The sequence below is a fragment of the Pseudovibrio sp. SCP20 genome, from assembly GCF_057774105.1.
The window spans coordinates 1,889,050-1,909,024 of sequence record NZ_JBYMDH010000001.1 but is presented as its reverse complement, the minus strand read 5'-3'; the positions used below and the strand labels follow the sequence as shown (position 1 = coordinate 1,909,024).

Annotated in this window: 16 protein-coding genes and 1 rRNA gene; 14 read left to right on the top strand and 3 right to left on the bottom strand. The window is 52.6% G+C overall.

Annotated features, from left to right (window positions below; genetic code table 11):
* Positions 1-94: ribosomal RNA gene (gene rrf / locus AC3CB2_RS08445) — 5S ribosomal RNA — on the top strand; the annotation flags it as partial.
* 826 nt (positions 95-920) lie between these two features.
* Here rrf and AC3CB2_RS08440 read toward each other — a convergent pair.
* The 3 genes from AC3CB2_RS08440 to AC3CB2_RS08430 form a co-directional block, all read right to left on the bottom strand.
* Positions 921-1,307 (bottom strand): hypothetical protein, encoded by a 387-nt coding sequence (locus AC3CB2_RS08440; protein WP_352929215.1) that lies wholly within the window; start codon positions 1,305-1,307, stop codon positions 921-923.
* 65 nt (positions 1,308-1,372) lie between these two features.
* Positions 1,373-2,149: a DeoR/GlpR family DNA-binding transcription regulator gene (locus tag AC3CB2_RS08435; protein WP_008547099.1), complete on the bottom strand. Its 777-nt coding sequence runs from the start codon at positions 2,147-2,149 to the stop codon at positions 1,373-1,375.
* 101 nt (positions 2,150-2,250) lie between these two features.
* Positions 2,251-3,144 (bottom strand): sugar kinase, encoded by an 894-nt coding sequence (locus AC3CB2_RS08430; protein ID WP_352929218.1) that lies wholly within the window; start codon positions 3,142-3,144, stop codon positions 2,251-2,253.
* Positions 3,145-3,335: 191 nt separating this feature from the next.
* Between AC3CB2_RS08430 and yihU the strand changes: the two genes are divergently transcribed.
* The 13 genes from yihU (at position 3,336) to AC3CB2_RS08365 (ending at position 19,936) form a co-directional block, all read left to right on the top strand.
* Entirely contained in the window at positions 3,336-4,229 is an 894-nt protein-coding gene (yihU, locus tag AC3CB2_RS08425) for a sulfolactaldehyde 3-reductase (protein WP_352929221.1), read from the top strand.
* Positions 4,230-4,244: 15 nt separating this feature from the next.
* Positions 4,245-5,297 carry an aldose epimerase family protein gene (locus AC3CB2_RS08420; protein WP_352929224.1) on the top strand — a complete coding sequence of 351 codons (1,053 nt, stop codon included), beginning with the start codon at positions 4,245-4,247 and terminating at the stop codon, positions 5,295-5,297.
* Positions 5,298-5,330: 33 nt separating this feature from the next.
* Positions 5,331-6,071: a sulfite exporter TauE/SafE family protein gene (locus tag AC3CB2_RS08415; protein WP_352929226.1), complete on the top strand. Its 741-nt coding sequence runs from the start codon at positions 5,331-5,333 to the stop codon at positions 6,069-6,071.
* Between the two features lie 195 nt (positions 6,072-6,266).
* Entirely contained in the window at positions 6,267-7,121 is an 855-nt protein-coding gene (locus AC3CB2_RS08410) for a class II fructose-bisphosphate aldolase (protein WP_352929229.1), read from the top strand.
* A 487-nt stretch (positions 7,122-7,608) separates the two neighbouring features.
* Positions 7,609-8,955, top strand: coding sequence for an L-fucose/L-arabinose isomerase family protein (locus tag AC3CB2_RS08405; protein WP_352929232.1), 1,347 nt, complete (start codon positions 7,609-7,611; stop codon positions 8,953-8,955).
* A 92-nt stretch (positions 8,956-9,047) separates the two neighbouring features.
* Entirely contained in the window at positions 9,048-9,572 is a 525-nt protein-coding gene (locus AC3CB2_RS08400) for a TRAP transporter small permease (protein ID WP_352929235.1), read from the top strand.
* A 30-nt stretch (positions 9,573-9,602) separates the two neighbouring features.
* A complete protein-coding gene (locus tag AC3CB2_RS08395) occupies positions 9,603-10,892 on the top strand; it encodes a TRAP transporter large permease (protein ID WP_352929237.1) in 1,290 nt (429 codons plus the stop codon).
* Positions 10,893-10,964: 72 nt separating this feature from the next.
* Positions 10,965-12,020: a TRAP transporter substrate-binding protein gene (locus tag AC3CB2_RS08390; protein WP_008547109.1), complete on the top strand. Its 1,056-nt coding sequence runs from the start codon at positions 10,965-10,967 to the stop codon at positions 12,018-12,020.
* A 127-nt stretch (positions 12,021-12,147) separates the two neighbouring features.
* Positions 12,148-14,163 (top strand): alpha-glucosidase, encoded by a 2,016-nt coding sequence (locus AC3CB2_RS08385; RefSeq protein WP_352929240.1) that lies wholly within the window; start codon positions 12,148-12,150, stop codon positions 14,161-14,163.
* A 284-nt stretch (positions 14,164-14,447) separates the two neighbouring features.
* Positions 14,448-15,512, top strand: a complete 1,065-nt coding sequence (gene dhaK / locus AC3CB2_RS08380; protein WP_352929242.1) for a dihydroxyacetone kinase subunit DhaK — start codon at positions 14,448-14,450, stop codon at positions 15,510-15,512.
* Between the two features lie 11 nt (positions 15,513-15,523).
* A complete protein-coding gene (gene dhaL / locus AC3CB2_RS08375) occupies positions 15,524-16,147 on the top strand; it encodes a dihydroxyacetone kinase subunit DhaL (RefSeq protein WP_352929244.1) in 624 nt (207 codons plus the stop codon).
* A gap of 5 nt (positions 16,148-16,152) precedes the next feature.
* A complete protein-coding gene (ptsP, locus tag AC3CB2_RS08370) occupies positions 16,153-18,549 on the top strand; it encodes a phosphoenolpyruvate--protein phosphotransferase (protein WP_352929246.1) in 2,397 nt (798 codons plus the stop codon).
* Between the two features lie 301 nt (positions 18,550-18,850).
* Positions 18,851-19,936 carry a glycerol dehydrogenase gene (locus tag AC3CB2_RS08365; RefSeq protein WP_352929248.1) on the top strand — a complete coding sequence of 362 codons (1,086 nt, stop codon included), beginning with the start codon at positions 18,851-18,853 and terminating at the stop codon, positions 19,934-19,936.
* Positions 19,937-19,975 lie beyond the last annotated feature (39 nt).

Genomic DNA, 19,975 nt, shown 5'->3' with positions numbered 1-19,975 from the left:
CCCCCACCCGATCCCATCCCGAACTCGGAAGTGAAACGCCCCTGCGCCAATGGTACTTCGTCTTAAGACGCGGGAGAGTAGGGCGCCGCCGGGCATGAATAAGACACACAAAAATCTCCTCAAAACACACAGAACACCAGATCACACAAAAGCCCCCGATGCACACAGCACGGGGGCTTTTGGCGTCTAGGGACAGGCGAAGAGAGGGGGCGGAATAAGCCCGAATATCCCTCTTAGAACTGCCAATCGCTTCAGTTCTCGAATGTTGTCTCCCTTCCGAGAGACCTGCGATGATTGCAATGAGCTGCTAACGCAGATCTAGTTCCCTTCGGTTGATATCTAAGAACTAAAAGTACTGCCATTCCTGATGAAAATGGCCGTTCAACTAAGGGCCAGGGATGCTTTGCGTTGCTATGTGCGTTCGTTTGAAAGATTTGCGTGCCAATTGCGTTGCTAAGTCGAATATGAGTGCTGCTAAGATACTTTTGGCGGATGCTGGGGCTTGGTGGCAACGGCGATAGCTCAGAGGAAGAAACCGCAAGACAGGGTAGTGGGCATACAGTGCTGCTATCAGATATCCCCGGGCAGTAAAGACAACTGAGAAATGGCCTCTTGTTCTTCCTCGGGGATACAGAGGGAGTATCTCTTGAGCAGAATGAATGCCGTTACTGAGTTGGCGAGCGTGCCTGAGGTAGGTTCAAACGCGGTGGTCTGACAACTTATTCCTCTTATAAGCGGAGGCGTCCACGCTTCTGTTCTTTTGGAGTTATTCCCGTTAGCTCGAAAATCCGAGTGATCTTGCTGTTTGAGTAGCCGCTAGCTGGTGGAAACTGATTTGATGAACAGCTCTGCTTCAATATCCGACTGTTGCCAGATGCAAGTACCGAACTACCCTTCCACATCTCTTTAAGCCCGTGAAGTCAGATCATGTTCGCCGTGAGGAAGATGCTTCCTGAGATGATGGTTATCAGCAGCAGTTTGTCTGTGAGGAGGAGCTGTGTGTATCGGAAGGTCAGGTAGGCGGTTGGGGCTATGGTGGCTGGGAGGAGGAGGAGTTTGTAGTGGGTTTGGAGGAAGGTGGTGACTGGTTGCCAGTAAGGGTGCAGGGCTTCGAGGCCTTTGGTGCCCAGGGCGCCGTAGAGGCAGAATTGGCCTACGCCGAGGAGGACGCCTATTGTTGTTGCTGGCAGAAAGCGTGAGGCGGGGATGTTACTGGCGCCGCTGAGAAAGGGTGTGATCCACGCCAGTGGTCCAAGGATGCGGGCGGAGATGATAAACGGGACTGCGTGCTTTTGCAGGGCAAGCACCTGCGAAAATAGCAGATGTGCAGCATCTAACTGAGAATGGAGCTCTCATGCAAAGCCCGCCTGCCTTACATCACCACATTCAGCTGAACGTTGTTGCTATTCAGAATTTTTACTAGGTCGGTGGGTGGTTCTTTGTCGGTGAAGAGGGCGGTGACGTCTTTTATGTTGCCGAGTTCTACGGCGGCGGAGGTGGAGAATTTGGTGGCGTCGGCCGCAATGAAGGTGTTGCGGGCGGTGCTCATGACGGCTTGGACAATGGCAACCTCGTTGAAATCATAGTCCAGCATTGTGCCGTCCGTATCGATAGAGCCGAGGCTGGTGATCAAGTAGTCGACGCGGAATTTCTTCACGAACTCCAGCGCTGTTGTGCCGATGATGCCGCTGTTGTTGCTGCGCAGTTTGCCGCCGGGAACCATCACATCAAAATCAGGTTTGCTGTAAAGCACGTTGGCAACACGCAGGCTGTTGGTGATCACACGCAGGCCACTGCGCTTGAGTAGGTGGTTGGCGATGATCTCTGTTGTGGAGCCGATCGAAACAAAGACGGTGCTGTTGTCAGAAATCGAACTTGCGATTGCTTCGGCAATCGCTTCTTTTTCTTCGGTTTCGGAAACCTGTCTGACTTCATAATCCAGGTTGACGACGCTGGAACATCTGCCAGCGCCACCATGGTGCCGAATGAGCAGTTTTTGAGCCGCTAGTCGCTTGATATCTCGACGGATTGTCTGAGCTGATACGTCCAGTGCGCTGGCAAGCTCTTCAACGCTGGCATAGCCTTTTTCATTGACGTAATTCACCAGTCGCTCGTGGCGCGGGTTTCCAATGATGACCGTATCAACCATAGAGGCCTCAAAATCTCTGATCAGAAAACAACAAAATGCGTATAGGACAGCTGATCATTCTGTCAAAACGAAAGCTCTGGCAGGCTTACCGGAGCATTTTTTCAGGTATCAGCCTTCAGGAATGCCTCAACACTGGCGCGATCCGGGATTCCATCCCGTCCACCAAGACGTGTGCATTTGAGCGCGGCCACTGCACTGGAGAATGTAACGGCCTCTCTAGGCGCCATTTTCTCAGCAATTGCAACGGCAAAGGCACCGTGGAACACATCTCCTGCACCTGTGGTGTCTTTCACATCCACTTTGAAGCCAGTCTGGTGGCAGATCTCGTCTCCCTCCAGCCAGAAACATCCTTCAGAACCAACTGTGACATAGAGTTTAGCGTTTGTTTTCGTTTGCGCAATGCGCAACCCTGCCACAGGATCATCAACCTGTGAGAATTTCGCCAGACCTGGCTCTGAGAAGGCAACATGATCGGCCAGTTCTACTAAATCCGTTATATCTTGGGGGGTTACGTCCCCATCAAGGACTGTAGGAACCCCCGCTTTCTTAGCTTCCTTAAGGGCAAAGAGAGCGCCTTGATGCCAACGGACGTCTGCCAGAAGAGCGTCGTAGCGCGCAAAATCAACTTTTTCGAGCCATCTGGTTTTAGGAGAGAGTTGGTCGCCTTGGTAATTTATGATCATTCGCTCACCGTGATCATCCACCAAAACAGCTGAAAAGGATGAGCTGGCACCGGCAATCTGGTGGAGATGCTGAGTGTTTACATTGTAACCAGCTAACTCCTTGATCATGGTGGTAGCGACGTCATCAGTGCCAGCACGGCCTATGAAATCAACCGGATACCCAAGTTTACTTACGGCCACAGCGGCGGTCGCTGCCGGGCCTCCCCCAATCTCAAAGTAATCCGAAGCGACAAACTTACCTCCGGTGGTGGGCAACTGCTCGACCCTGAAAACGCGATCCAGAACTGTGATGCCAACGCACGCAATGACCATTTATCTCTCCGTTATTATACGCAGATTCTGATCAATTACAGCGAATATAAACCAGATATTGCGTGTTAGTACTCATGCATGTACAAATTTATCACCAAAAAAGGACAAAAACAATCACAATGTGTTGTAATTTGCGCATCTTCAGTACTAAATGGACACAATGACAGTTCTAACCATGACGAGGCACAGACATGGCAACAGTTGGATTTATCGGGTTGGGCCAAATGGGACAACCTATGGCGACGAACTTGGCCAAAGGTGGTCATGCGCTGCGGGTTTATGATGTCAGCCCCGAGGCTATTGCCTCCATGGTTGCCAATGGCGCCGTTGCTGCGAGCAGTCCGGCAGAGGCTGCAGATACTGCGGATTTTGTCGTGACCATGCTGCCAAACGGGGCGTTGGTTTGTGAAACTCTGTTTGGTGAAAATGGTGTTGCGACAACGTTATCCAAAGATGCGCTGGTGATTGATATGTCCACGGTGCATCCGCTGGAAACGGATGCGATGATTGCTGATATGGCGAAGCTAGGTTTTTCCATGATGGAAGCGCCGGTTGGCCGAACTTCTGACCATGCGATTGCTGGTACTCTGCTGGTTCTAGCGGGTGGTACGAAAGAGCAGATTGCAAAAGCGCAGCCGCTCTTTGATCTGATGGGATCTGACACGGTGGATGCGGGTGGCCCGGGCAAGGGCATTCGCGTCAAGATCATTAACAATTACATGAGCATTGCGCTCAACACACTGTCGGCAGAGGCTGTTGCTCTGTCAGAAGCCATTGGGCTCGAGTTTGATGCGGCCATGTCTGTCATGAGTGGGACGCCAGCGGGCAAAGGGCACTTCACCACCACGTGGCCAAATAAAGTGCTGGCTGGCGATCTGAGCCCGGCGTTCATGATTGACCATGCGCATAAGGATTTGGGCATTGCGCTTGATCTTGCCAATCAGGTGGGGGTGCCGATGCCAATGGGGGCAGCTTCCCGCGAAACTTACAATATCGCACGCAGTGCAGGGCGGGGGCGTCAGGACTGGTCCGCCGTTCTGGAACAGTTGCGCGCGCTTTCAGGGCTTGAAACCAAAGCAAAGTAAAATCGGGAGGTTCCAATGGAAGTCACTGTGGTTCCATTTGGTCAAGTGAACGGCAAAACCGCAGATCTGATCACGCTCACCAACAAGAATGATCTTCAGGTTTCACTCACCAATTATGGCTGCATCGTTACATCGCTGATCGTTCCTGATCGCAACGGCAACAAGGATGATGTGGTGCTAGGATACGAGTCCCTGGAGAAGTATCTGGCAGGGCATCCGTTCTTTGGGGCGATTGCCGGACGGTGCGCAAACCGTATTCAGGATGGCAAATTTACGTTGGATGGTGTGGCGTATCTGCTGGAAACCAATGAGCCACCAACCGTGCAGCATCTGCATGGCGGCAGCAAGGGTTTCGACAAGTATGTCTGGGGCTATGACATTGAAGAAAAAGCGGATGTTGTTCGTGTGCACCTGCACCGGGTGTCGTCAGATGGGGAATCTGGCTATCCGGGGACGTTGAGTGTCACTCACACCATCGCTCTAGATGATGCGAACCAACTGCACTTCAACTTCTGTGCGCATACCAGCAAGCCAACCATCCTTAATCTGGTGAACCACAGCTATTACAATCTGGCGGGACACGACAAAGGCTCAGTCGAAGACCATGAGCTGAAACTGTTTGCGGATCATTACACGCCTGTTGCGGAGAACATGATCCCGACTGGGGAAGTGAAAAGCGTGGCAGGGTCAGGGTTGGATTTCCGTGAGAGGGCTGTCATCGGTCAGAACATGGACAAGCTGGATGGTCGCTGGATTGATCATAACTTCGTTCTGAACGGTGAGGGCCGAGGTAAGTACAAGAAAGCGGCTGAGTTGTATGACCCAGCCTCGGGCCGTGTGATGGAAGTGGAAACAACGCAGCCTGCGATCCAGTTCTACAACGGCTTCAAGCTCTCCAACAAACCCTGGTTTGGGCGAAACGGCTATAAATATGAGGCGTTTGGTGGGTTATGTCTGGAAACACAGCACTTCCCGGATAGCCCGAACAAGCCGCACTTCCCCAGCATCCGGCTGGACCCGGAAGATGTCTATAAACAAAAGACGATCCATCGGTTCAGCACACGCTAATCATCTGCGCCAGTCGAGCGCCAGAGAAATACAATGACATTCGAAATCATCGTCGTTTCAGCGATCATAGCTCTGGGTAGCTTTACCCAGGGCCTCACAGGTTTCGGCCTGGCGCTTGTTTCGGTCCCCCTTCTGTCCCTTGCTATTGACGTGAAAGCTGCTGTTCCGGTGGCTGGCATCTTCGGCTGGTTGGTGACATTCCCGATCGTTTGGAAAATGCGTACTCATGTCAGATGGAAGCCAGCTTTACTGCTATTTCTTGGCTCTTTGCCAGGGTCTTATCTGGGGGCGGACTTGCTCAAGCGGCTGCCTGCGGAAGCTATTCTGATCACCATGGGTGTCGTCCTTGTTGCCTCAAGCATCTATTCGTTCCTTTCCAGAGAGGCTTTGTTCAAAGAAGTTTCGAAATCAATCACCGTCGGAACCGGTTTCTTTTCAGGAGCTTTGGGCGCGAGTGTTGGTGAGCCGGGACCACCGGTGATCGCTTACACTTCCATGCAGCCATGGACGGCAGATCAGGCCAAATCCACTCTCGTTTTCTTCTTTATGCTTCAGATGGTTGGGGCGATCACAGGCTTCTGGCTTCAGGGACTGCTCACCGATGTGGTGATAGGCCATGTGGTCAAAGCGCTGCCTGCATTCGTCATCGGCATGTCGCTTGGCATGTTTGGCTATCATCTGCTGCACACTTACAAAATCGACTATCACAAGATCATTCACGGACTGCTTTTGGTCATCGGGCTGATGTTGATAGTCAAAAATCTACCAATTTGAACGAAATACCCTACGTAGCAATACGGGTGTGAGCAAATTTGGATATATAAATGATCATTAATGTTGTTATTTGATCATATCTGTGAGAATTTACAGTCATAACCATAAATGGAAAGCGAAAATGCCAGCCACGGGTTCGGGTTTGGCATGAGGAGCCATCCAGCAGAACGTGGAATGACCCCGAGGACATAACAAATGCCTTACGTTTCAGGAAAAACAATGATCCAGCACGCTTGGGAGAATGGATACGCCATCGGCGCATTCAGTGCTCACAACGCGGAGTCCATTCGTGCGATCTTGACTGCAGCTGAAGAAGAACGCGCTCCAATCATGATCCAGGTTGGTCAGAAAGTGATCAACACGCTCGGCCTTTATCAGATGAAAGACATGATCGACACGTTCATGCGAGACATCACTGTGCCTGTCTGCATTCACCTGGATCACAGTCGCCGGTTTGAGCAGACCATGGAAGCTACTCGCGCAGGCTTTCAGTCAGTGATGTTTGATGGTTCTGGCTTTCCCTTCGAGGAAAACACCAAGACAACCAAAGCAGTAGCTGATGTTGCCCATGCTCTGGGCATTGGCTGCGAAGGTGAGATCGGTAAGATCGGCGGCACTGAAGATGACATCACCGTTGATGAAGCGGATGCCATGATCACCACAGTGGAAGAGGCGCAGGAGTTCGTCGAAAAGACCGGTGTGGACTATCTGGCGATCTCTGTCGGTACCGCGCATGGCGTGTACAAAAGCGAACCGAAGCTGGCCTTTGAGCGTATCAAGGAAATCAAGGAGCAAGTGAAGAAGCCACTGGTTCTTCATGGTGGTTCTGGTGTGCCGGATGAGCAAGTTAAGAAGGCAGTTGAGCTAGGTGTTGCAAAGGTGAATGTAGATACTGAACTCCGCCAGGCCTTTACGCTGGGTGTGCAGGAAGTCTTTGCGAACGATCCTGAAGAGTTTCATCTGGCGCACTCACTCGGTCGCGGTGAGGAAGTCATGAAACAGAAAGTAAAAGAGAAGATTCGTGTCTTCGGGTCCAATGGAAAAGCCTAGATAACCTTCCAATGTGATTCCCGATGCTGCAACTCCTCCCGAGATGAGCAGCCAAGTGCCAGTCTGCCCCACAGACTGGCACTTCTTGTTTTAAGAGTATGTAAGAAAACGCTCAATTATGCCGTGTGCACCCTCCGTAAGCGCAGAAAACTGCGCATTTTAACGCAGACATATCACCGCATTGCTTGTTTTCTCCACTGACCTACTCTGAAAACTCCAGTTCCAAGCACATGATCGTTCTTTGTGTCAAAAAATAACAGTGAACGTTGAAAAGTGGACAAAAATGTCAAATATCACCAAATAAATGAGCATAAAAGAAAAAATAATGACCATTTATGTGGTATTACTCATGGTTAGTCACTAAGGTTCAAAGTAGTCTGTTTTTACAAGATAAGAGGGCTGGGGAGCCCTCGATAAAAAGGCCTGGGGGAGAGAGGTTTCAGACGCGGAAACGTCACTCTCGGCTAAATACAGTAGGGAGTTAATAATGTCCGTCGACACACCCCGTATTGGCATCGTCGCGCTCGGTCGTCCAACCTTTGATGTTCCCTATGCAGAAGAAATTCTTGCGCAAGCCTGGAAGAACCTCCAGACACTGGACGCTGAGTTTGTTGGTGAACCAAAGCTGCTGTTTGATGCGGACGCTGTCAAAGAAGTGATGCCAAAGCTTCAGGAAAAGCCGCTGGATATGCTTCTTCTGCTGCAGGTGACTTTTACTGACGCCACCATGACTGTTGAGCTTGGCAAAGCCATCGATGCGCCGCTCGTCATGTGGTCCTATCCGGAAGCAAGAACAGGTGGACGCCTGCGTCTCAACTCATTCTGCGGTGTCAATCTGGCATCCCACGCACTAAGCCGCAGCAACATCCGTCTCGATTATGTTCATGCAGCTGCCGATAGTCCAAAAGCGATTGAAGAGATGCGTTTGCTGGCGCGTGCCGGCGCAATCGTCAACCAGCTCAAAGGCTCAAAGCTCAAACTGGTTGGTGAGCATCCGGATGGGTTTGACGCTTGCAACTTCAATGAGCAGGAACTGGCAGACCGCTTTGGCATCAGTGTTGATCGTATTCCGGTGATCGACTTCATCGATCAGGTGAAGGAACTGCCGGATGAAGTCACGGACGCATCTTATGAGCGGCGTGCAAAGGACTTTCCAAATCTGGCAGAGCTGGATCAGGAAGCCACCTGCAAAACACTCAAGGTTTATTCCAAGCTGCGCACCGAAGCAGAAGAAAAAGATTATGCCGGTGTTGCAGTGCGCTGCTGGCCAGACTTCTTTACCGAATACGGATGTGCCGCGTGTGGTGCGTTGGCGCTCCTGAATGAAGACCGGACCCCAAGTGGCTGTGAAGCTGACATGATGGGTGTCGTGACATCTCTCACATTGCAGCACGCATCGGGCAATAGCGTGTTCAACACGGATCTTGTTGACGTGAATGTTGAAGATGACACGGTTGTGTTCTGGCATTGCGGGCAGGCGCCAATTGATATGGCCGACCGCGACCAGCCAGTGCAGGGAACGATCCATAGTAACCGCAAGCTGCCATTGCTTTCCGAGTTTGCTTTGAAGCCGGGGCGCATCACGATGGCGCGCTTCAGCCAGGGGCATGGCAAGCTGCGCCTTATACTGGCTGGTGGTGAAATGGTACGTGCTCCATTGGCGTTCTCTGGCACTGCTGGCACAGCAAAGCTGGACACACCGGTCAAAGACTTCATGGAAAAGATGATCGCAGAAGGGCTGGAGCATCACACTGCTCTGACTTACGGCGACCATCGTCCGGTTCTTCGCGCGCTTGCCAAGCGCCTCGGTATTGAGGTGATCGAACTCACCTGATACCCAGAGCGTTCTGAAGCTGTCTTTGGCTCTCATGCTTCAGAGCGCTCTTTCCTCTCTTTGGGCAACTCTTAAGGCAAGGAAAGAGCATCATGCTTAAGGCGATCGAAAAAGGCCTCGCCGCCATCAACAATCCCATCGCCCGGGCAGGCGAGTATGTTGGTGGATTTTTCCTGGTCATCATGACCTCAATTGTGCTGCTGCAGGTTTTCTTCCGTTACATCCTCAACAGTCCCATCAGCTGGACGGATGAAGCCTCGCGCTTTCTGATGATTTACATGACGTATCTGGCGCTGCCGGTCATCTATCTGACAGGCAAAAACATCGCCATGACGTTTGTGCTGGATGCAGTGGAGGGAACACGCATCGGGCATCTACTGAAAGCCATCATTCATGTGATTGCACTGGTTCTGTTCGCAGTCTGGATCAAGTTTGGCTGGGTGTTTTTTGGCACGGGCTCTGTCACCGCAGATAGTCTGCCGATCCCTATGTACGTGATCTACATCGCGCCGCCTGCGCTGCTGGCAATCACCTGCCTTGCGGCTTTGCAGAAGCTGGTAGGTGAGCTGGACCAGTTCATCCATTTCAACACCAATAACAAAAGCGAAAACGCTTAGGCTCCAATACCTTAACGGGAGTGTGCAGGTATGGTCTCTCCGATCTTCCTTCTATATTTCTTGATCTTCTTGTTGATTGGTGCCCCGGTGCTTTTCGCGCTTGGTTTGTCCCCTGTGATTGCTCTGTTCCAGGACGACAAGGTTCTCTTCATCAACATGCTTTACCAGCGCCTTTACGCTGGTCTCGACAACTTCCTGCTGCTGGCGCTGCCATTCTTTATGCTGGCGGGTGAGTTCATGGTGAACGGTGGTATTACCACCCGTATCATCACCTTCTCACAAACCATGGTGCAGCACTTCCGTGGTGGTCTCGGTCACGTGGTGATCTTGGCTTCCACCCTGTTTGCAGCGTTGACTGGGTCTTCGGTTGCGGCGACCTCTGCGATTGGCAACATGCTGATCCCTGAGATGGAGCGCTATAAATATGACCGCACCTATGCGGCGGCTCTGACTGCAGCGGCAACAGTTCTGGGCACCATCATCCCACCAAGCGGTATCATGCTCATCTACGCTTTCGTGATGAACACCTCCGTGGCTGCGATGTTTATCGCAGGTGTGGTCCCTGGCGTCATCTTCTGCATCGGCCTGATGATCATCAACCGCTGGCAGATCAAGAAGTATCCTGATGTTGAGCAGTTTGAACGGGCCAGCCGCAAAGAGCGCTGGAACAGCTTCTCCATGGCTTTCTTCCCGTTGCTTACACCTGTGATCATTCTGGGCGGTATCTACTCAGGCGTCTTCACACCAACTGAAGCTGCTGCTGTGGCCGTGTTCTACGCGCTGATCCTGTCCGTGGTCGTGCTGAAAGTGCTCAAGCCTGCCAGCGTCTTCCCGATGTTCATGCGCATCGCTGTCAATGCAGCGGCAATTCTGATCATCGTGGCCGCGGCGAGCGGGTTTGCGTCAGCCATCTCTCTGTCCGGTATCGCGAAGGACATCACCTCCTTCTTCCTCGGTATCACCCGTGATCCTTATCTGCTGTTCTTCATCATCAACGTCTTCCTGTTCATCGTCGGCATGTTCCTCGATGCAGGTCCGGCAATCCTGATCTTCGCGCCAATTCTTGCGCCGATCATGACACAGGCAGGTATCGATCCGGTCCACTTCGGTGTGGTCATGTGCGCCAACCTTTCCATCGGTCTGGCAACACCGCCAATGGGTCTCGTTCTCTTCGTCGCCTCAAGTGTTTCCGGGGTGCCGTTGCAAAAGATCTCGAAAGCGATCCTGCCGTTCCTGGCGATCGAATTTGTGGTCATCTTCCTGATTTCATTCTTCCCTGCGCTCGTCATCGGTTTCCCGAAACTACTGGGCGTGATGTAGGCGAACCAACCCTTACCAACGTGCTGCAACGGGAGTGGGGCAGCAGACTTTAAAACTCATGTGGAGGAAAACATGAACTTTAAGAAAACAGCAATCGCATTGCTCAGCTCAGTTTTCATGGCTGCGGGGGCACAGGCAGCGGATTACACTCTGACTGCTCCGCACGTAACCAACCTTGATGGTTACAACCACCAGTCACTGCTCGTGTTTAAAAACTTTGTAGAATCCCGCTCCAATGGCGCGATCGAAGTCGAGATCTACCCGGGCGGTCAGCTTTGCGGCACAGCAAAAGAGTGTCTGGCAGGCGTGCAGAACGGTATGTTCGATTACTTCCAGACCACCATTCCGGAGCTGGCAAACTACTGGTCTCCAGTGAGCGCATTTGACCTGCCATACATGCTGCGCGACGACCGTGTTGCTGAGTGTGTCTATGACAACGATGAGTTCCTTGCAGACGTTCGCGGCAACGTTCTGGGCAGAACCAATGACACTCTACGCCTGATGATGGTGTCCAACTCCGGTGGCTGGCGCAACATTGCGACCACTGACAAGCAGGTGAAAAATCCTGATGACGTGAAGGGCCTGAAACTGCGTACCGTGCCAGCTCCAATCCAGCAGGAACTGGTGAAGCAGCTCGGTGCAGCGCCAACTCCTATCTCTTGGCCGGAAGTTTACACCGCCCTGTCTACCGGTGTTGTTGACGGCACCAAGAACGGCATCGTGGACATCACCATGATGAAGTTCCAGGAAAGCCTGAAGTACATCGCTCTGGATGGTCACGCTTACATGGGTGGTGTTTGGGTGATGAACAACGCCAAGTTCAACTCCATGCCAGAAGAACTGCGTAAAGTGGTGATTGATGGTGTAGCAGCTCAGAACCAGTACCTGCGCTCCTATCCAAAATGGCGTGAGTTCGCAGCGTTTGAAGAGTTCCGTGAAGCAGGCGGCACCATCTACACCCCAACCACAGAAGACCGCGCAGCATTCAAGGCAGCAACTGCTGGCGTGCGCGACTACTTCATCGAAAACAGCGATGCAGACGGCAAGGCTTGGCTGGAGCGCTTTGAAAACGAAATCAAAGCATGTGAAGCTAAGATCGATGCGTCCTACGCAGCTTCTCTGAAGTAAGACAAGAGGGGCGCGGGCAATATCTTCCGCGCCCTTTTTCTATCCGTTCCAGATTTTCGATAGCCCGGTGCTGACAGACCGATCCGCCAGAACAGGCCGGTGTCGCACCAACTCCGCAGGCACTCAAATGAACATTGTTAAACAAGAAAATGGCTTCACTGTTCTGCATAAAGACCGCACCGTTTTTACGCACAGCTTGGACAAACCGGCAATCTTTCTGGGAAGTGGTCAAGGCACCTTCGATATGTATCGTGGGAACTTTGACATCAAAGACTATGTCGAATCCCGCCTGCCAATGCGTGCTTTCAGGATTGACGAGGAAGGCGACAAGACAAGCATCACACTTGGGGCTGAGGGTGAGGACTATCTCACGCTAACCATCTATGAGACGGAAGAAGGCCGCCTGAAAGTGGACTTCAACAGCCTGAAAGATGAGGTGAACCGTTTCTGGATGCGCGTCCATGCAACACCGGAAGAGAAGGTCTACGGTTGCGGCGAGCAGCTGACCTACTTCAATCTGCGTGGCAAGAACTTCCCGCTCTGGACGTCCGAGCCGGGCGTTGGCCGCAACAAGAACAACTACGTGACATGGCTGGCAGACACAAAGGATAAAGCGGGTGGTGATTACTACAACACCAACTACCCGCAGCCGACCTTCGTCTCCAACGACAAGTACTTCTGCCACTTGCAGACAACAGCCTACGCGGATTTTGACTTCCGCCATGATGACTTCCATGAGCTGCAAGCCTGGAACATCCCAGACTATCTGCTGTTTGACCGGGAAGACAGCTTCACCGCGCTCGTTGGCAACATCTCCGATGTTTTCGGCACGCAGCCAGAACTGCCGGATTGGGTGCTGGATGGCGTGATCTTGGGCATTCAGGGCGGCACCGATATCACTCTTGAGAAGATTGAGCGGGCCAGAAAGGCGGGCGTCAAAGTCGCGGGCGTCTGGAACCAGGACTGGCAGGGCATCAAGATGACGTCCTTCGGCAAGCGCTTGCATTGGAACTGGGAATGGAGCCCTGAGCTGTATCCGGGCCTTGATACCAAGATCCATGAACTCAAAGAAGACGGTGTCCGTTTCCTCGGCTACATCAATCCGTATGTGCTGGAAGGTCAGTCCCTTTACAAAATCGCCAAGGAAAAAGGCTATCTGGCCACCAAGGCTGATGGTGGTGACTATCTGGTTGATTTCGGCGAGTTCTATTGCGGTGTGGTGGACTTCACCAATGATGAGGCCTGCGAATGGTACAAGGGCGTCATCAAGGAAAATCTGATCGGCTTTGGCCTTGATGGTTGGATGGCTGACTTCAGTGAGTACCTGCCAACCGACTGCACACTGTCTAATGGGCGTTCAGCTGAGCTGGAGCATAACGACTGGCCACGCCGTTGGGCGAAGATCAACCACGAAGCCATTGAGGAATGCGGCAAGACCGATGACATCCTGTTCTTCATGCGGGCAGGTGGCACAGGCTTCCAGCGGTACTGCCATGTGCTTTGGGCGGGTGACCAATGCGTGGACTGGTGCCTTGAAGATGGTCTGGCCTCGGTCATTCCGGGTGCTCTGTCGGCTGGCCTGATGGGCAACGGTATCCACCACTCGGATGTGGGTGGTTACACCACTTTGCATGGCATGAAGCGTACCAAAGAGCTGATGATGCGTTGGATTGATTTCTGCGCCTTCACACCAATGATGCGCTCTCATGAAGGCAATCGTCCGGGTGACAACCACCAGTTCGACACTGATGATGAAACGCTCTTCCATCTGGGTCGGATGTCCCGCGTGTTTGCTAGCATGAAGCCTTATCTAAAAGCGGAAATTGCGGAAAACACAAAGGCTGGCATTCCGGTTATGCGCCCGCTGTTCATGCATTATGAGCAGGATGAAACGGCCTACGATATTCAGTTCCAATACCTGCTGGGCCGCGATGTGATGGTTGCACCGGTCTACAATAAGGAAGAGACGGTGTGGAAGCTGTACCTGCCGGAAGATGACTGGGTGCATGCGTGGTCGGGGCAGGCGTTCAAAGGTGGCTGGGTCACCGTGGATGCACCGCTTGGTGAGCCGCCTGTTTTCTATCGTAAATCCAGCGAATATGCAGACCTGTTTGCAGCTCTGCCTCAGGTCGCAAAAGCCTAATACTCTTCGGTTTTCGCAGGTTGCTTGGCCTGCGAAAACCACCCTCGGTGCAATGCCGATCACTGTCAGATTTCAACCTACCAAATGAAGAGGACGATATTCCGCAGGTATTCAGAGAACACGGAACTTGCACAATCTTGGCATGGGATGCGCCTTCGTCAATCAGATGCCTTCTGGCCCCTGAGCAACAAGGTGAAATGTTAGAGAGTTTAAGTTCGTGAAGGCTCTTTGAACCAACGGAATAATCAGGTCCGGATTTGCTGCTCGGGAGTTAAGCAAAAACAATGAAGAAACTGATCAACCGCGTTGAAGATGTCGTTGCTGAACAGCTGGCTGGCATGCGTGCAGCACGACCGGAACTGAAGTTCTCCGAGGAGCCGCGTTATATCTGGCGGGAGGACAACACAGACAAAGTCTCTCTTGTTTCTGGTGGTGGCAGCGGTCACGAACCCCTTCATGCTGGATACATCGGCAAAGGTATGCTGACTGCCGCTTGCCCGGGTGAAGTGTTCACCTCTCCAACACCTGACCAGATGTACGAATGCGGTAAGGAGGTAAACAACGGCAAGGGCGTTCTGTTCTTCATCAAGAACTACACCGGCGACGTCCTCAATTTTGAATCCGCTGTTGAGCTTCTTCATTTTGATGACATCCCAGTGGGCTCTATCACCATTGATGATGATGTGGCCGTGAAAGACAGCCTCTACACAGCAGGCCGCCGTGGCGTAGGTGCCACCGTATTGATTGAAAAGATCGTGGGTGCTGCTGCTGAAGCTGGATATGATTTGGCTCAGTGTGAAGAACTAACCTTACGCCTTAACAATCGCGCTCGTTCCTTTGGTGTCGCATTGTCTGCCTGCACTGTCCCTGCCAACGGCAAGCCATCTTTTGAACTGGCAGATAATGAAATCGAGTTTGGTGTCGGTATTCACGGCGAGCCGGGTATCGAACGCCGCTCTTACAGTGACCTTAACACACTGGTTGAGCAGATGTGTGATGAGATCATCAACACACCGGCTTACACCCGCACCGTTCGTACATGGGACCGTGAGTCAGGTGAATGGAAAGAGCAGGACATCACTACAGAAGAGTTCAAGCAGGGTGACCAATACATCGTAATGGTGAATGGCCTTGGCGGCACCACTCAGGGCGAGCTGTATGGCGTTTACGGCAAAATGGCAGAATGCTTTGACAAAGCTGGCTACAAGCTGTCCCGCAACCTTGTCGGCAACTACTGCACTGCGCTGGATATGGAAGGCTTCTCCATCACCTTGCTGAAGGCTGATGAAGAAACTCTAAAGCTTTGGGATGTTCCGGTCAATGCACCAGCCTTGTGCTGGGGAGTTTAAGGAGTACGGCTATGACAGTAAAAAAAGAACAACTCCTGGAATGGCTTAAAGACTGTGCAGCGGTGTTTGCCGAACAGCGTGATTACCTCACGCAGCTTGATGCAGACATTGGTGATGCTGACCATGGCATCAACATGAACCGCGGTTTTGAGAAGGTGCTGGAAAAGCTGCCGACCATGGATGCCATGTCCATTGAGATGATCCTCAAAACCACTGGTATGACACTCATGTCTTCCATTGGCGGGGCTTCCGGTCCGCTCTATGGCACCTTCTTCATTCGTGCAGCAGCGGCCGCAAAAGGCAAGGATGAGCTGGATCTGGCAGACCTGACAGCTGTGCTGGAGGCTGGTGTTGCTGGCATCGTTGCACGTGGCAAGGCTGAGCCGGGCGATAAAACCATGTGTGATGCCTGGTGGCCTGTGCTTGATGCGGCCAAAGCAGCAGAGAGCCTGGAGATTGCTTTGCCTTCCATGGTAACAGCAGTAGATGCTGGCGTTGCCTCCACGGTTGATATGCGGGCAAAGAAGGGGCGTGCGAGCTATCTGGGTGAACGTTCCATCGGTCATCAGGATGCCGGCGCAACCTCAACCATGTTCATGGTCAAGGCGCTCTCCCGCGCTGTCGTTGGGAGTTAAGCAAAGTGGTAGGCATCGTCGTTGTGTCTCACAGCGCCAAGCTGGCAGAAGGTGTTGCTGAGCTGGCGCAGCAGATGACACAGAACAAGTGTGCCCTTGCAGTGGCGGGCGGGATTGATGATCCCGCCAACCCAATCGGCACAGACCCCGTTCAAGTGATGACCGCCATCGAAACCGTAATGGATGATGATGGTGTTTTGGTTCTTATGGACCTCGGTAGTGCACTGCTGAGTGCCGAGATGGCTCTGGAGTTGCTGGGGGATGAAGTTGCATCCTCCGTCGAACTCTGCGCTGCTCCCATTGTGGAAGGCACCATGGCTGCTGCTGTTGCTGCTGGCTCTGGTTTGCCACTGGCTGCCGTAAAAGAGGAAGCGCTTGGCGCGCTGAGTGCCAAGAAAAAGCATCTGGGTGTTGAAGAAGAGGTGGTCGTCACTGCGGTGCCTGAGGCCCCGGTTGGAGAGGGGCTTCGGTTCAGCTGGACTGTGCTTAATCCTCACGGCCTACACGCGCGCCCTGCGGCTGCCATCGTTGGTGCGCTTGCTGGTTTCGATGCTGTTCTTCAAATTGAAAAAGCAGAAGAACGGGCCAATGCCAAAAGCCTCAATGCCATTGCTGGGCTCTCCGTGCGCCGCGATGATGAAATCACATTTATTGCCAGTGGCAGGCAGGCAGAACAAGCTTTGGCGGCTTTCAAAGCCCTGGCTGAAAATGGGTTTGGTGAAGATGTAAGCGCAGAGCCTGTGGTTGCGGAAGCGGAACCAGCTCCTGCCCCATTGCAAAGTGTTGAAGGCGCGATCGCAGGTCTTCCAGCGTCGCAAGGCATTGCCTTTGGCCGTGTTACCTTCTTCCAATCTGTTATGCCAGCTGTGCCGGATCGGGCCTTTGCTGGTGTCGATGAAGAAAGTGACCGCCTGTTTGCAGCAATCGGTTCCATCGCCAGCGAAATGCAACGCAACGCAAAGGCTGCGAAAGATGCAGACCAGTCCGGCATCTTCACTGCTCATGTTGCCATGTTAATGGATCCAGAACTGGAACCGAAACTGCGTGGTTACATTGCGGACGAAAATGCGATTGCCGAACAGGCCTGGATCTCGGTCATGTTTGAGCTCAAGGCTCAGTATGAAGCCGCTGACAGTAACTACATGCGTCAACGGGCTGTCGACATCTGGGACATCACGCGGCAGGTCATGGTTCAGTTGACCGGATCAGAAGGCGGGGGCGCCTCTGTGCCTGCCAACTCAATCCTGATTGCTGAGGATCTGACGCCAACTGACACAGCGAAGCTGGATAAAGAACACGTACTCGGCATCTGCCTGACAGGTGGCGGCAAAACCTCTCACAGTGCGATCATCGCCAGAGCCATGGGCATCCCAGCAATTGTTCGTGCAGCTGGCGCGTTTGATCTGTTGGAAGATGGTCAACAGGTCGTGCTTGATGGCTTTGAAGGGCTGCTCTGGACGGATCCTTCTGAAGCGGTGGAAGCGGATCTGGTTGCTCAGCATGAAGCATGGAAAGCAGAACAGGTAGAAGCCGCATCCAAGGCCATGGAACCAGCCATCACGCTCGATGGTGTTCATTTTCCGGTACAAGCCAACATCGGTAGTTTTGAAGACGCTGAGAAGGCAATTGCAGCTGGAGCAGAAGGCGTCGGCCTGTTGCGGACGGAGTTTCTGTTTCAGTCACGCGCCGAGTTGCCGGATGAGCAATCTCAGTACGAAGAGTACAAGCGCATTGCAGCTGCCTTTGGAGAGTATCCGATCACCATCCGCACGCTTGATGTTGGCGGGGATAAGCCACTGGAAAGCTACCCGATGGAGACGGAAGAGAACCCGTTTCTGGGGCATCGCGGGGTGCGAATGTGCCTTGCGGACAAAAAACTCTTTTCAACGCAAATTCGCGCACTCATTCGCGCAGCCGCTGAACAGCCCAACATTCAGATGATGATCCCAATGATTTCAACGGTTTCTGAGTTGAAAAACTGCAAAGAACTGGTCGAGGAAGCGCGTGAGGAGCTCGGGCTTTCACATAGCAATGCACCGATGAACGTTGGGATCATGATTGAGGTGCCTTCTGCTGTGCTGGATGCGGATAACCTGGCAGCGGAGGTAGACTTCTTCTCCATCGGTACCAATGATCTGACCCAGTATGTGATGGCTGCTGATCGCGGAAATCCTAAGGTTTCTGAGTTGGTTGACTATACCCAGCCTGCAGTGCTCAGGGCTATCCACATGACTTGCGAGGCGGGGAAACGCGCGGGGATACCCGTGAGCATGTGTGGTGAAATGGCAGGAGACACCCAGGTCACCGAGTTGCTGCTCAAAGCAGGTATCTCCAAGCTCTCAGCCAGCGCCTCACTGCTGCCGGCACTGAAAGAACAGATCAGACAAACCTCCCTGAGTTGATCTCATAAGTGTCGGATAACCATGCCCGCTTGCCCCCTCGGCAAGCGGGTGTTTTGGCATATCCAGCAGTCCACTGTGCATTCGATACTTGATGACGGATTTGATTGAATTATTACATTATGAGATTTTAATATGACAAATAATGTATATTTTTGATTATTTACGGATTTATCCGAATGGTATCTCCAAAAAGTGACACCTAGTATTTCACTGAATGACGACGCTTTCAGGGTGCCTGTACACCCGCTTCGGTACGCTCTGTCCGGGGATAAGCGGCAAACTCCAACAGTGAGATTACACCATGGACCAGATCATCATTTCTCCGAGCAAATACGTTCAGGGCGAAGACACCATCGCCAAAATCGGTGACTACATAAAACCCCTGGGCCAAAAAGCAGCTATCCTCGCTGACAGCTTCGTGACTGGCCTTGTTGGAGACACTGTCAAAAAGAGCTGTGCGGACGCTGGGATCGAGCAGCGTATGGAAGAGTTTGGCGGTGAATGTTCCCGCGCCGAAATTGATCGTCTGATGGAGATCTTCAAGGCAGAAGGCTCCGATGTGGTCGTCGGTATCGGTGGCGGTAAAACGCTCGATACGGCCAAAGCTATTGGCTTTTATCACAAAATTCCCGTGGTCGTGGTGCCAACAATTGCCTCAACTGATGCACCAACTTCTGCACTTGCTGTGATCTATACTCCTGAAGGCGAGTTCTCAGAATATCTGTTGTTCCCGTCCAATCCGAACCTGGTCATCATGGACACAAAGATCATCGCAGGGGCTCCGGTTCGCCTCCTGGTCGCTGGTATCGGTGATGCGTTATCCACCTACTTTGAGGCCCGCGCCAACGGTCTTTCCGGCAAAGCCACCATGGCAGGCGGCCTCCCAACCAAAGCCGCCCAAACTCTCGCCAAGCTCTGCTACGAAACCCTGCTGTCTGATGGTTACAAGGCCAAGGTTGCAGTAGAAAACGGAGTATCCTCAACAGCAGTGAAAAACATCATTGAAGCCAACACCTTACTTTCCGGTCTCGGCTTCGAAAGCTCTGGTCTGGCTGCTGCTCACGCCATCCACAATGGCCTGACAAAACTGGAAGAATGCCATCATCTCTATCATGGCGAGAAAGTTGCTTTCGGTACATTGACCCAGCTGCTTCTTGAAAATGCACCAATGGAAGAAATCCAAGAAGTCCTCACCCTTTGCCGCTCCGTCGGCCTCCCAACCAACCTGTTCGACATGGGCGTCAAAGAACTGGACCACGCCAAACTCATGGAAGTCGCAGAAGCCTCCTGCGCAGAAGGCGAAACCATCCACAACATGCCTTTCTCCGTCACCCCAGAAATGGTCTACGCCGCCATGCTCTCCGCCCACCAGATCGGGCTGAAGTGACAATCAGCATAATATGAGCTCAAGGTATTAAACTCCGCC

Bases quoted from the DNA above. Each gene is read 5' to 3' on its own strand.
- AC3CB2_RS08435 (WP_008547099.1), bottom strand. From the start codon at position 2,149: ATGGTTGATACGGTCATCATTGGAAACCCGCGCCACGAGCGACTGGTG.
- AC3CB2_RS08430 (WP_352929218.1), bottom strand. From the start codon at position 3,144: ATGGTCATTGCGTGCGTTGGCATCACAGTTCTGGATCGCGTTTTCAGG.
- yihU (WP_352929221.1), top strand. From the start codon at position 3,336: ATGGCAACAGTTGGATTTATCGGGTTGGGCCAAATGGGACAACCTATG.
- AC3CB2_RS08420 (WP_352929224.1), top strand. From the start codon at position 4,245: ATGGAAGTCACTGTGGTTCCATTTGGTCAAGTGAACGGCAAAACCGCA.
- AC3CB2_RS08415 (WP_352929226.1), top strand. From the start codon at position 5,331: ATGACATTCGAAATCATCGTCGTTTCAGCGATCATAGCTCTGGGTAGC.
- AC3CB2_RS08410 (WP_352929229.1), top strand. From the start codon at position 6,267: ATGCCTTACGTTTCAGGAAAAACAATGATCCAGCACGCTTGGGAGAAT.
- AC3CB2_RS08405 (WP_352929232.1), top strand. From the start codon at position 7,609: ATGTCCGTCGACACACCCCGTATTGGCATCGTCGCGCTCGGTCGTCCA.
- AC3CB2_RS08400 (WP_352929235.1), top strand. From the start codon at position 9,048: ATGCTTAAGGCGATCGAAAAAGGCCTCGCCGCCATCAACAATCCCATC.
- AC3CB2_RS08395 (WP_352929237.1), top strand. From the start codon at position 9,603: ATGGTCTCTCCGATCTTCCTTCTATATTTCTTGATCTTCTTGTTGATT.
- AC3CB2_RS08390 (WP_008547109.1), top strand. From the start codon at position 10,965: ATGAACTTTAAGAAAACAGCAATCGCATTGCTCAGCTCAGTTTTCATG.
- AC3CB2_RS08385 (WP_352929240.1), top strand. From the start codon at position 12,148: ATGAACATTGTTAAACAAGAAAATGGCTTCACTGTTCTGCATAAAGAC.
- dhaK (WP_352929242.1), top strand. From the start codon at position 14,448: ATGAAGAAACTGATCAACCGCGTTGAAGATGTCGTTGCTGAACAGCTG.
- dhaL (WP_352929244.1), top strand. From the start codon at position 15,524: ATGACAGTAAAAAAAGAACAACTCCTGGAATGGCTTAAAGACTGTGCA.
- AC3CB2_RS08365 (WP_352929248.1), top strand. From the start codon at position 18,851: ATGGACCAGATCATCATTTCTCCGAGCAAATACGTTCAGGGCGAAGAC.